Annotated in this window: 15 protein-coding genes; 3 read left to right on the forward strand and 12 right to left on the reverse strand. The window is 32.3% G+C overall.

What is annotated here, in order from left to right; all coding sequences use genetic code 11:
- Positions 1–11: 11 nt before the first annotated feature.
- The 4 genes from RR643_RS00270 to RR643_RS00285 form a co-directional block, all read right to left on the reverse strand.
- Positions 12–161, reverse strand: coding sequence for a hypothetical protein (locus tag RR643_RS00270; protein ID WP_332469330.1), 150 nt, complete (start codon positions 159–161; stop codon positions 12–14).
- Between the two features lie 94 nt (positions 162–255).
- Complete coding sequence (locus RR643_RS00275) at positions 256–1,524, reverse strand: MFS transporter (RefSeq protein WP_332469331.1); 1,269 nt, start codon at positions 1,522–1,524, stop codon at positions 256–258.
- A gap of 162 nt (positions 1,525–1,686) precedes the next feature.
- Complete coding sequence (locus RR643_RS00280) at positions 1,687–2,010, reverse strand: TfoX/Sxy family protein (RefSeq protein WP_332472404.1); 324 nt, start codon at positions 2,008–2,010, stop codon at positions 1,687–1,689.
- Between the two features lie 20 nt (positions 2,011–2,030).
- Positions 2,031–2,759, reverse strand: a complete 729-nt coding sequence (locus RR643_RS00285) for a TrmH family RNA methyltransferase (RefSeq protein ID WP_332469333.1) — start codon at positions 2,757–2,759, stop codon at positions 2,031–2,033.
- Between the two features lie 89 nt (positions 2,760–2,848).
- On the opposite strand from RR643_RS00285, the gene RR643_RS00290 reads away from it, so the two are divergent.
- Positions 2,849–3,313, forward strand: coding sequence for a GNAT family N-acetyltransferase (locus RR643_RS00290; protein ID WP_332469334.1), 465 nt, complete (start codon positions 2,849–2,851; stop codon positions 3,311–3,313).
- A gap of 116 nt (positions 3,314–3,429) precedes the next feature.
- Here the strand turns inward: RR643_RS00290 and RR643_RS00295 are convergent, their stop codons facing one another.
- Both RR643_RS00295 and RR643_RS00300 read right to left on the reverse strand, forming a co-directional pair.
- On the reverse strand, positions 3,430–4,134 hold the full coding sequence (locus tag RR643_RS00295) for an SIS domain-containing protein (RefSeq protein ID WP_332481988.1): 705 nt from the start codon (positions 4,132–4,134) through the stop codon (positions 3,430–3,432).
- A gap of 14 nt (positions 4,135–4,148) precedes the next feature.
- Positions 4,149–5,174, reverse strand: a complete 1,026-nt coding sequence (locus tag RR643_RS00300; protein WP_332481989.1) for a YeiH family protein — start codon at positions 5,172–5,174, stop codon at positions 4,149–4,151.
- Between the two features lie 101 nt (positions 5,175–5,275).
- On the opposite strand from RR643_RS00300, the gene RR643_RS00305 reads away from it, so the two are divergent.
- The gene (locus RR643_RS00305) at positions 5,276–6,160 is read left to right on the forward strand and encodes a LysR family transcriptional regulator (protein WP_332469337.1); all 885 of its coding nucleotides are present in this window, start codon (positions 5,276–5,278) and stop codon (positions 6,158–6,160) included.
- 77 nt (positions 6,161–6,237) lie between these two features.
- On the opposite strand, the gene RR643_RS00310 is transcribed toward RR643_RS00305, so the two are convergent.
- The 4 genes from RR643_RS00310 to RR643_RS00325 are packed head-to-tail and all read right to left on the reverse strand — an operon-like array spanning position 6,238 to position 10,817.
- The gene (locus RR643_RS00310) at positions 6,238–7,944 is read right to left on the reverse strand and encodes a hypothetical protein (RefSeq protein ID WP_332469338.1); all 1,707 of its coding nucleotides are present in this window, start codon (positions 7,942–7,944) and stop codon (positions 6,238–6,240) included.
- Between the two features lie 36 nt (positions 7,945–7,980).
- Positions 7,981–8,715: a TrmH family RNA methyltransferase gene (locus RR643_RS00315; protein ID WP_332469339.1), complete on the reverse strand. Its 735-nt coding sequence runs from the start codon at positions 8,713–8,715 to the stop codon at positions 7,981–7,983.
- A 1-nt stretch (position 8,716) separates the two neighbouring features.
- Positions 8,717–9,922 (reverse strand): peptidase U32 family protein, encoded by a 1,206-nt coding sequence (locus RR643_RS00320; RefSeq protein ID WP_332469340.1) that lies wholly within the window; start codon positions 9,920–9,922, stop codon positions 8,717–8,719.
- A 7-nt stretch (positions 9,923–9,929) separates the two neighbouring features.
- On the reverse strand, positions 9,930–10,817 hold the full coding sequence (locus RR643_RS00325; protein ID WP_332472405.1) for a peptidase U32 family protein: 888 nt from the start codon (positions 10,815–10,817) through the stop codon (positions 9,930–9,932).
- A gap of 341 nt (positions 10,818–11,158) precedes the next feature.
- On the opposite strand from RR643_RS00325, the gene trxA reads away from it, so the two are divergent.
- Positions 11,159–11,473, forward strand: coding sequence for a thioredoxin (trxA, locus tag RR643_RS00330; protein WP_332469342.1), 315 nt, complete (start codon positions 11,159–11,161; stop codon positions 11,471–11,473).
- A gap of 25 nt (positions 11,474–11,498) precedes the next feature.
- On the opposite strand, the gene RR643_RS00335 is transcribed toward trxA, so the two are convergent.
- On the reverse strand, positions 11,499–13,001 hold the full coding sequence (locus tag RR643_RS00335; protein ID WP_332481990.1) for a DUF1700 domain-containing protein: 1,503 nt from the start codon (positions 12,999–13,001) through the stop codon (positions 11,499–11,501).
- 4 nt (positions 13,002–13,005) lie between these two features.
- Positions 13,006–13,326: a PadR family transcriptional regulator gene (locus RR643_RS00340; protein WP_332469344.1), complete on the reverse strand. Its 321-nt coding sequence runs from the start codon at positions 13,324–13,326 to the stop codon at positions 13,006–13,008.
- Positions 13,327–13,349 lie beyond the last annotated feature (23 nt).

The raw sequence follows: 13,349 nt of genomic DNA on the forward strand, positions 1-13,349 counted from the left end.
TCAATCACTCCTTATTCACCGATATTCGCTATTTTGTCTAATTGTTGCGTGATATTCTCATTGATTTTACCAACAAACCCACTTTTCAAATTCAAAATAAGTGCTCCAATTAAAACAATCGACAGAATGAATCCTCCATATTCTTGTAGTATCTCTTTCATTTGCATTCTCCCTTCTAGATTTGCTCACTTAGTATTACGATCAAATCGCAAATTGTCCTAAAAAAAATATCCTTAATTTTTTAAGGATATCTATTTATGATTCTAATGATTTTAAATCTTCGTCTGAAATCATATGATGAAAGAATTTCTTAGAGCATATTGTAAATACTGCAACAATGGCAATACATCCTGAAATAATGAAGATGTACTGAGTCGATAAATAGAGAACTGCAATACTTGTGATGAACGCAGTTACCGGCGTAGCTGCTACTGATACGGCATGAGTAATTGATTGAACACGCCCTAAATATTCCCGCTTCACTTTTTGCATTACCATTACACTCAAATATGTATTGATTAAACCAATTTCAAATCCGATGATTGTACCAATAACACCGGTTAGGATGTACTTCAACCATTCAACTTCAACATATTGTCCAATAACCACTGGTCCTAAATACATTAATACCAATGCAATTCCTGCTTGTTTTACAAACTGCGGTCCTGAGAAGTATTTATTTGCAAACGGAAACATCAATGAACCAAAGATACCACCAAATGCAAAACTTGCTCCAACCACCGATAACATGATCTCCCCTGATTTTAAAATTTCACTTACAAGTGGTGCTTGAAGAGAATTAAATGGTGATGTAATTGCATTTAAAAATAATGCAAGAATCAAGAAATATACAATTATTGAATTTCCTTTCACAAATTGAAATCCATCTTTTAATTGTGTGAAATAAGATTCCTCTTTTTGATTATTTTTTTCCAAAGGTTTTAGTTTAATAAATAGAAAGATAAATGCACATAAGAAGAATGTAATCATATCAATAAAGACAGCACTTACTACACCAAATAAACCAATTATTAAACCTGAACTTGCTAAACCAATCAATTCTACTGTACTTCCTAATCCCTGATTTAATGAAATACCATATTCATAATCTTCAGCATCAATTAATTGAGGAATCATGGATGATGAAGCTGGCATTCTAAATGCTTCTGCAGTCGATATTAATAATGTAGCAGCTAACAAATGCCATTCCGTTAGCCAACCCCCTAATACACCTAATGCAATAAATAATACTGTAAATCCTCTAATACAATCTGTAATAATAACAATCCATTTCTTATTAAATCGATCTGCCAATACACCAACAAATGGTTGAAGGAATATTGTAGGCAAACGATTTACACCAAAGATCAATGCTGACCAAAATGCATTCCCCGTAATCGCATAAACAATCCACGTAAACGCAATACTATCCAATGAATCTCCAAATCGATTAATGATATTTGCTACCATATAAGCAACAAAGGATTTCCTTTGAAATATTTTCTTATATCCTTTTTTCTCCATATAGGTTCCCCATTTCTTACTTTAATCTTATGGTAGCGAGGTAGTTGATACTAGCAAGTCCGCTTTGAAAAGGTGCAACTATTAGTTTCTTTCATTTATTTATAATGCATTTATCATACAGTTATCAAGAAACATCTGATTTATCTAATAATTCTATAGAAACTATTTTATCTTTTTTACTTTTGGTTTAGGTAATGCTGTTACTGGTTCTAAGATATCTATGACATCTTTGCTTAAATCGCCATTATCAATATTTAAAATATAGTGCTCTTTTGCACCCTTATAAGGTACTCCCAAGGAAGCATCACTCATGATTTTATCAACACATTCTAGTTTTTTTACGTAAACTGTATTATCACACACAAGTAAAATCGGTTTGTTATTGACATAAACCATATATTCGCCAAACATTTTTCGATACCGAATATCTCCTGTTCCACGTATTTGGTCACAAACATATTCAATAAAATCGACTGAAGTTGCCATTTATTTATCTCCTTCTCTTACTACTTACGGTAGCGATACATACATATTCCTGCAGCAATCGCAACATTTAACGAATCAAATTCATTAATTTCAATCTTATAGTTCGCATCCATTTTAGCCAATAAATCAGGTCTAATTCCCTGACCTTCATTACCAAATACAAGTGCTACTTTTTCATAATCTTTCGCATCTGCAAAAGGAATTGCATTGTCTAACGCTGTACCAAAAACATGAAATTGATCCTTCTTTAACTCAACACACATTTCGTTAAGTTCAACTCTTTTAACTGGCAAATGAAACAAAGCACCTTGCGTTGAACGAATCGTTTTATCATTATAAATATCTACGCAATCACATGAGCAGTATATCGCATCAAAGTTGAATGAATGAGCAGTTCGAATGATTGTTCCCATATTTCCCGGGTCCTGTACATTATCTAATAAAATACATCGTCTTACTTCCTTGATTTCTTTATTCAAGAAATGACATATCGCAATGTAATTTGAACTTGAAACATTTTGACTTATTTTACTCATGACATTCTTACTACATTCCTCAATGTTTTCATAGTTAAAAGGATTCATACATCCTTCCTCAATTAATAGTAAATCAACACAATTTTCTTTCAAAGCTTCTTGAATTAAGTGTTCCCCTTCGATTAAGAATTGTCCTACTTCATCTCTGCCTTTTTTCGTATGAAGTTTTACCCATTGTTTAACTCTTTCATTTTGAACTGATTGTATACTCATGACATAATCTCCAATGTAGTTATTTTACATGATTTTTGTATTGAAAACAATTTATCATGTATAATGATTTCAATAAATAGGAGAATATGATGGAAATAAGAGAGTACTTACCCGATGATTGTGAATATATCGTTCAACTTTTTAAAGATACTGTTAGAACAATAAATTCAAAAGATTATGATGAAAAACAAATTGATGCTTGGCTTTCAAATTCAAGAACACCACAAGCATGGAATGAAATTCTTTCTTCCCACCATACCTTTGTTGCCATTATTAATAATGCAATCGTTGGATTTGCAGACATCGATGATACTGGTTATTTAGACCATTTGTTTGTGTCAAAAGATTATCAACATCAAGGTATAGCAACACAACTTTGTAATAAAGTTGAAAATCTAGGATTATCAACCCTTATTACAACTGATGCTTCAATTACTGCAAAACCTTTCTTTATGAAACGAGGATATCAAATAATCCAGGAACAACAAGTTCTTCGAGGTGGAGTTTACTTAACCAATTTTAAAATGAATAAGAAACTGGAATCTTTAACATGAAGGTTCTATTAATTTAGTTTTGTTTTACGGATATTTCCTTTTACTTCTTTTCCTAACTCACAGAAGAAAAAAAAGAAGACCCCTGTTAATCCAGGAATCATCTTTTTTAATTTCAGTTAAATACGATATAAGCGATCAATATATGCTTTTTCTAAATTTTCGTTATATTCTCTACCGCCATCAACGTTTTGAGATTGATAAATAGGTGCTTTAATTCCTCTTGCACTTAATACATTTACTGCTTCAAGGGTAACTGCTTGTAATAACACTGATGTTGTCACAGTAGACATTCCACAAACCTTAGTTTCTAAACCTTCTACATCAATTGTTGAGTCACCAACAATAATCTTATTATCTAATACAATATCTGCAATTTCATACAAGTTTTTACCACAACTATGTTTAGATTTTAATGTCTTACTTGCTTCTAAAGCTGTAACCGCTACAACTGTTGCACCTTTTTGCTTAGCTCCAAGAGCAATCTCAATTGGCAATGGATTTCTGCCTGAGTTTGAAATAATGACAACAACATCATTTTCTCTAACATCAACTTTTTTCATGAATGATGTCCCAACTCCTTCAATACTTTCATAAGCTCCACCAGCCGGTTCTTTAATGTTTTTTGTAGGAATAAATCCACCTGCACGATGCGTTAATTCTAGTGCCCCAGCATTAGAATGCCCTGCTCCAAAGGCTTGAATAATACCTCCATTTTGGATACAATCCGCAAATGCTACCGCAACTTTTTGGATGTTCTCCTTTTCTTCTTTTTGTACCTTTCCAATTAAATCATACACTACATCAAATACTTTGTTCTCCATGTTATTCTCCTTATTTATAATTGGCCTAATGCCATTTGAACCAAGAATGAAACGACAACAACTAATGTCGAAATAATGAATCCATGTATCATTGGTTTAATACCTGATTGACTCATTTCTTTAAAGTTAGTTTTTAATCCTATTGCACCAAGTGCCATAACCATCATAAATTTACTACAATCACTAGCAGCAACACTAACTTCTGGTGAAATAAATCCTGTACTTTTAATCACTACCATCACAAGAAACATCAAAATAAAGTAGGGAAATATTTTCTTTAGATCAACTTTGCGATGTTCTGTTGATTTTCCTTCGAGTTTTAATTTTTTTGCATTGATACGCTCATTAATTAGTGAGAAACATAAAACTGTAGGGATGATTGATAAAGTTCGTGTTAGTTTAACAATAACAGAATACGCTCCTGCAACATCTGAGAAAGCGTATCCAGCAGCAACTACACTTGAAGTATCATTTACTGCTGTCCCAGCCCATAAACCATAACCCATATCACTCATTCCAAAAAAACGACCTGCAATGGGAAATAAAATAACCATTAATACATCAAATATAAATGTTGCTGATATCGCATAGGCAACATCTTTATCTTCGGCATCGATTGTTGGTGCTATTGCTGCAACAGCACTACCACCACAAATACCTGTACCAGCAGAAATTAAACCCGATAACTTCCAGTTCATACCAAATAATTTTCCAACTAAGTAACCTCCGCCAAATGCAGTAAATAGTGTAAAACACATAACAATAATGCTATATTTACCAACACTAACAACTTGGCTGAAGCTTAAAGTCAATCCCATTAATATTATCGCAAGACGTAATATTTTCTTAGATACAAAGGTTATACCACTTTTGAATTTGTCGTTCTTACTAACCAATGGATTCAATACCATTCCTAATAGTAGCGCAAAAACACTAGCACTAATTAACTGATATGGAATGAAATTACTAATCCATTTTGCTACAATTGCCAAACCAATAGTTAATATAACTCCATAACTATATTTTTTAATTTTCCCCATAGAATACTCCCCTTATTTTCTCTATTGTGTCATCTTTCAGTGATTATTTCAAATTATGGTTTTTTATGCTATTATAAGTTCATATTATAGTAGGAGGAAGTATGTTAGATTTTAGATATATCACTTTTTTAGAATTATGCAGAACAAGAAATTTCACCAAAACTGCAGAAGCGTTAAATATAACACAACCTGCTGTTTCACAACATATCAAATACTTGCAAGAATATTATCAAACTAAACTATTCTTTTACGAAGGAAAGAAACTACAATTAACTTCTAAAGGCAAAGTACTTTTAGATTTTGTCTCAACCATACAAGCCGATAACACAAAACTTACAGAATTACTTCAATCTCACAATTCTCTTGAGGTACAGTTAAATTTTGGTGCTACTCTTTCCATTGGTGAATACATTATGCCAAAACCAATTCAAAATCTTTTGCTAGACAACCCCACTTTGCACATTAACATGGAAGTTGAAAACACGGAAACACTCCTTAGCAGACTTCGTGAAGGGAAGCTTAATTTTGCGTTGATTGAAGGTTATTTTGACAAAACAAAATATGCTTCTACTTTATTAATGGATGCTGAATTTATTGGTGTATGTAGCCCCAATTCTAATTTAATTAATACTGAATTCCAATTTGAAAATCTTTTAGATCGTAGGCTTATTCTACGCGAGAAAGGATCTGGATCGCGTGATATCTTAGAACAAATACTTCACGAACACAATTTAACTGTTGAAAACTTTTCTAGCGTAATCGAAATAGGAAATATAAATGCGATTAAACAATTGATTAACAAGGATGTCGGAATCACTTTCATCTATAAAGCCGCTGTTGAACGAGCATTAGAAGATGGCAGATTATCACAAATAAACATTGTTGGTTTGCCTGTTTATCGACAATTCAATTTTGTTTACCTAAAAAACAGTCAACATGAAAAAGAGTACTTAGCTTGGTTTAAGCTAATTAAAAAATATCTTTAATTTTATATAATTCTAACTTCATTAGCAAAGTTATTAAAACAAAAAAATGGAACCCTCTAAGTGAAGGTTCCTTTATTTTAATCTCTATGTTGTTTAACAAGTGATAGTAATGCTTTTGCAGCTTCATCAATACCGTGGTCACCTTTATCAGGTAATCCTAAACATGTATAGATTTCTCCTACAATAATATTTTGTTTATAAAGTTCATCAAACATCTTATCAATAAGCACTGTACATTGTTCTTGTTTTTGCATTGGTCCAAATGGATTTGCGAAGAATGTAGTTGATATACCTTTTTCTTGTGTTGTTCCTAAAGCAAAGCGTTTACCCTCAACAAAGATTTGTTTAGATTCTTCTTGATTATCAATGATTCTTAATCCACGACTGTCTGTATAGTTATTCGCATACATAAACATATCTACTGTTTGGTTTGTTGTTACAACACTATATGGTGCTGCAGGAATAACAACCCTTGAGTTTGAACTTTCTGGATTGAAGAAAATAGAACGGTCCATATCACGATATGCTGAACCACGATCCAAATCATCTAAACGCACAAATGCACCAATTTCTGTACCTTGTGCAACTATCTTTCCGTTATGGTCAATATGTAATGTTCCCATATCATCAAAGACAACTTCTTGATAATCAATTTCTTGTTTTGCTAAATTTGTAAGAGCTTCAATTGTTTCTGATTTACCAGCACCTGAATCTCCCATAAACATAATTCCTTTTTTCGTACCATCTTTTAAATGAAGATTAATCATAGCACCATGAATCGGTAACCAATCCTTCTCAATCATCGCTAAGTTATGTAATGTTAATGCCATCTTTTTAAGATAACCAAAGTATTCAATCTTTTCTTCATAGGATACTTTACCTACCCATATGCCATTTTCTTTATCGTGGTAGAATGTTGTATCTTGTTTACCATCTTCATTTCCAAAAATCATAATACAATCAGGTTTCTTACCAATACATTCTTCTTGTGATGCAAGTTCAAATAAATTCGCTAACGAAATAGCACTTGCAGAGAAATCACGATGGAAGAAAATGAATGTTAATAAAGACCCAACTTTACATGGAAAACACAACCAGTCTTCATGATTATCAATAAAATCACTCATTGGATTGTCAAATACTTCAGTAAATGTTCCTGTACGTTTATTTGATTTAGGATGAATAATTAAAGGAGTTCTCAACATCAATGTATGTACAAATGGTGTTTTGTTCAGAATCTCATATTCCTTTGGCATATCCCAATCACAAGTACATAACATCATACTCGCGTTTGTTCCTGCTTGTAGTTGACGGAATACACGGTTATTAGAACCTTGTACCTTTTGTTGAATACGACGATAAGCTTTTAAGACTAAATCGTTGAAATCATTATCTGCTTCAAGGAAGTTCGCAAGTTGTAATCCTTCATCATGTTTTGAATACACAATTGAAATACGTTGTGTTTGGCGCCAAAATTGATACATAGATTCAATTACTTCTAACAAGCGTTGTGGTTCATTAAGTGCTGGATGATGAATTTCTTCCAAATCTAATACTAAGAGAATCTTAGCTAAACGAATTAATTCTGATTTCACTTCATCTTCTGATGCATTGTTTGTAAGCCACAAATATAAGTCTTGGTTATCTTTCATTAAGAATTGTAAATAAGCATCCAAAAACTGATCAAACCCTTCAGATGATATTAGTTCACTAGCTGTTTTACAATATTTTGTTGTATAGTTTACAATCGCTAAGTTGTTTTTTAAATAAAATGCTTCTTTCATAGAATACCCTCCATTTCGGTATATTATATCACGAAATTATTCGTTGATACTAGCATATCTTCGCTGACGAACAACTTCAAAACTGATTGCCGCAACAGCGCTTGATGCATTCAATGCATTTCTAAAATCATTGGCATATGGAATGTAAATATTGTGATCAACAACATCTAAAACATCCTTACTTAAACCCCTCATTTCACCACCAATAGCGATGATGATTGCTTCATTGTAAGGGTATTCAAAATAGGTTTTCGCATCTTTTCTCATTGCTGCATAAACCTTACAATTAAATTTTTCTTTGTATACTAAAATATCTCTACTTAAATTATCACTTAGAATTAATGGTAAATACTCACTTGCTCCAGCGCTTGATTTTAAGATTGTTGTTTCACTAATGCTCCAATCTCGATTTGGTAGTAATACCCCTGTACAACCAGCGCTATACAACGTTCTTAAGGCATATCCTAAATTAAAAGGATCCTCAATACCTTCTAGTACGCAAAGAAAAGGTGTTCCTTCTAAACAATCATTTATTGTTTGGTAATTCCTTGCATCAACCTGCGCAAGGACTCCACCATGTGTTTTTCCTGTAGCCATCTTATCAAGTTCTTCTCGTGGTAGTCGTTTTACTTCAATCTGATTTTCACACGCTTTTGCAACGATAAAACTCGTATCTTTGTCTTTTTTCTTTTCATCTATTAGTACGCAATGAACAAGTCTATTCTTCGCAAGTATAACTGCTTTTACACTTAGTGCTCCTTCAATGATCATTTTATTTTCTCCTGATTAAATCTTGCGGTTCAACTTGAAATGGCATGTTCACTTCAACAATTGTCATGGGTTGATTCGCAAGTTCAATATATTCTCCATCACTATTTTTAATCATTTCTACTACAAATGATTGATTATCAATGTGGGGTCCAAATACTTCTAATTCATATCCAATCGCAAAGACATTACGAACTTGTACTTTCGCAATCTTTAATTCTTGATCATAGTTCATTACTACACCAACAAAATCATGAGTTACACCTGCACCATTGATACCATACAGATGTGCATGATGTGTAGGTAATCCACGATAGAATCCGATTGATGTTGGACGATTTTCTGCTTTAGATAATTCGTTAGCGTAGTATTTCAATCGTTCTTCGCTTAATGGTTTTTCTGTTTCGCTAATTTCATCTATTGCTTTACGATACGTATGTACAACACTTGCAATATAGTAAGCAGACTTCATTCTACCTTCAATCTTTAGTGATGCAACATTACTATCCATTAAATCATATAAGAATTCAATCGCCATTAAATCCTTTGAACTCATTGAGAATAAACGATCTTCTTGACTCATTTCTTTTCCATCTTGTATTAAGTGATATTTCCAACGACATGATTGTGCGCAACCTCCACGATTGGCATCACGCAAAGTCATCGCATTACTTAACGTACAACGTCCAGAATAATTAACACACATACCACCATGAATAAATGCTTCGGTTGGTACTGTCGAATTCTTTGAAATCATACTTACTTCTTCTAGATTACATTCGCGTGCAAATACAATTCGATCTACTCCCAATCGTTTATAATAATCAATAGCTTTTAAGTTTGTTGTCGACATTTGAGTACTCAAATGAACTTCAAGTCTTGGGGCAACTTTCTTAACAGTTTGAATGATTGTTGGACTCGCAACAATAACTGCGGTTACCCCTGCTTCATCCAACTCCTTTAAATAATCTTCTAAACCATCAAAATCCTCATCATGAGGAATAATATTAATTGTGACATGAATGTGAGCCCCATATTCTCTTGCATAATCACAGGCATCTTTTATATCACAAATATCAAAGTTCGATGCACGCGAACGAAGTGAAAAACGTTTACCTCCTAGATAAACTGCATTTGCACCAAATCGTATAGCCACCTTAGCACGTTCTAAATCTCCTGCTGGCGCTAGTAGTTCTATTTTTTTATTCATAATTCACCTACTTCACTAAATTTGTTTTTTGATACATATATCCCTTACTGAATGGGATTGAATTATATTTCTCTTCAAACTTCTTCCTAACTTGATCACTTGGCATTCCCAAATCAATCATCATAAACGCTTTACATGCATCCGCTACAACCTCGCTTGGTAAAAATATACCATCCAACCGAATCGCATGAATACCAACTTCTTTCAATACTTCCATTTCATCAAACGCATCCAAAACATAATCAGTAAAGATATGCGTTCCTTGAGCATCTTCCATAATTGGCATCTTACCCTCACGTGTTGATTCAATAAGCACGCAATCCATTTTATCAACACATGTATTTGTAATACCTAATTCATCACAATAATTTTGAATTAAATGCCGTTTTGAATAAGACATATTTAAGTAACCAAATAAGATTGCTTCCGTTTTACCTTGTACATTCTTACAAATTTCCTTCATCTCGTCCAATGTAATTTCTGTAGATAATACACAATGATGAATACCTTGATCCAATACAAATTGCATATCTCTAGAATTTGTCATAAGTGTATCTGGTTCATATACCAAACGTTCTACCATATCATAAGATTCCGCAATCATATAAATCGCTGGATCATTGTAATAAATAAATTCAACTTGATTCTCTTTTAAAAATTCAAAATATTCTTCAGCCTTCACTAATTCTTTATCCGTATAAATACGATTCATATATACTGCTACTTTCAATCCCAAATCATGAGTCTTTTGAAATGCTTGAACTAATTCTTGATGATTTAATTTACCAGGAGCTCTAGTTCCATGAAACTCATCACAAAAAATAAGTACTGTTGCACCTACTTCATAATATAGGTTAATATCTTCAATTTTTCCAACCGATACAATAAATTCCATAATTACCACCTTATCTTGTATAGTTTACCTTATTTTAGATATTTTATAAAGCCATATCCACAATGTCTAATAAATCTGATCAATGTACCATAATCAAAAATTAGACAAAAAAAAGATGTCCTTAGAACATCTATTTTTTTAGGATTTTAAATCCATTAACGGGGGAAAGAAATCTATATCAAATGGTATTATTTCCTATTTGATGTCCTTATTATAGATGTAGTGTGTGTAAATAGTATGGTAGAAATGTGAAAGTTTTGTGTAATTTTTACTGTGACATAGTCACTGATAAACCCCTTTACACGCTATATAATAAGGTCATAACAAGGAGGTAATGACCTATGTCAGTAAACCATTTAACCAAAGAAAACTTTGAAACAGAAGTTTTAAATTCAACAGAACCAGTATTAGTAGACTTTTTCGCAACATGGTGTGGACCTTGTAAGATGTTATCACCAGTGATCGAAGAAATCGCTAAAGAAGCAAATGGATACAAAGTTTTCAAGCTAGACGTTGATGAACAAGAAGAACTAGCTGCTAAATATGGTGTTATGACGATTCCAACATTAATCGTATTTAAAAATGGACAACCTGTCCAAACATCCGTTGGATTCAAACCTAAAGCAGCAGTATTAGACTTAGTCAAAAACGCATAACAAGCAGCTCACGCTGCTTGTTTTTTTAATTTGCTAGTTTTTGATTGTTGTTGTAATCAATATAAGTAATACCATCTTCATTAGCTGGATATCTTACAACAACTTGAATCATCCTTAAATCATAACCTGATATCTTTCCATCTTTCAATGCATCAATAGAGAATCGAACTGAATCTCTAAATTCATTGAATTCATCACGGTAATGATCACGATATATGATTACGTTAACTTCGTTGTTTACTTCTTCTAGTCTAACAAAATAATCATATGAATCGTATGTTTCAATTATTATTTCATCATCAAGTGATTCATCCTTAACAAACCTAACATCTTTATAGTATGAAAAATCGTAAACTGCATTCTTATCATAATCGATTCGTCCTACTTCTTCTAAATCAATATTCGAATAATTTGTCGATGCTTCTGAATCAATATATACAACATCAAATTGTGCAATATCATGAATTGTTAATGGAATTCCCACACCAATGAATATAGCGGAAACAATTAAGTTTAATGTAATTGTGATACCATGCACACGCTTGTTGAAAATAAGCAACATACATAAGTTAATAATCACAATAACAATTCCCATGATACCAACAATCAAGATAAATATACCCCAAATAGATACATTTTGTGTTAATAAATAAACGATTAATCCAAGGCTAATACCTAATCCAACAATTGTTACCCACATTGGAATCATAAGTATGACACCAAAGAAACGTAATATCCAAACAAAAACACTTACAATACTTTTCCCAAAATAATGACTTGTTGAAGTCTTTTCTTTTTGGGTAGTTTCTTCAAAGTTAGAACGCTCAGTTTTATTTTCTTTCGGTTCTTCTTTTGCTGTATAGGTTTCTTTATTTGATTTTACTTCTTCACTTACTGTACTCTTTTTTTTTGTGCTTTTTAAGCTATCTAGACCTTCACTCAATGGTCTTTTGAATAGATTCTCTGAGTTTATTTCTTCACCATTCACACCAACTCGGATAAAGCTGATGATAATTACGATTGATAATACAAGAAATACAAGAGAGAAGATGAGTGAAATTACTCCATTGAATACATGAGATACACCAAATGGAATGATCATATAGACAATACTTCTAAATAATCCTTCTAATATCGCAAATGGGATACGAAGTAGAAGTAATACTACAAGTCCAACACCAACTAACACAAGTGTTCTAGATATTCCTTCCACTGATAAGTCTTTAAACACAGTAGAGAAAAAATTAGATAAGCTATCAATCATATCATTTAAGACATCACCAGCTTTACCAGCTGCATCTTTATGTTTGTTTGTATCCTTACTTCCTTTGATCTTATAAGCATCATAAATTTCTGATACCAACTCATCGATATCACCAAAATCATTTACTGCTTGTTCTTCTGTTTTACCTTCTTGTATCTTTTGATCTATTGTATCGGAATATTCATCTAAAATATCTTTAACTTCTGCATCTGTTAATAAATCAAGTTTTTGTTTTAATTTAGCTAAGAATTCTTGTTTATTCATCACTTTATACCCCCTTATTTTCTTCTATAAATTTATTTATGCTGTTAGAAAATTCTATCCATTCTTGTTTAATTTGTTTCATAACTTCTAGTCCACGTACTGTAATTCGATAATATTTTCGAGGTGGTCCTTCCGTTGACTCTTGCAAATAAGTATCAAATATAGATTCATTTGTCATTCTTTTTAGAAGTGGATAAATTGTACCCTCATTCACATGAACGATATTACATACCTCTTTAACAAGCTCATATCCATAAATATCTTTCTTTGCTACAACCATCATAACCACAAGTTCTAGCACACCTTTTTTAAACTGAGTATTCATCTTATCACTTCCTTGGCTCTACT

Source organism: Anaerorhabdus sp. (genome assembly GCF_036637135.1).
In the GTDB taxonomy this organism is placed as follows: Bacteria; Bacillota_I; Bacilli_A; order Erysipelotrichales; family Erysipelotrichaceae; genus Anaerorhabdus.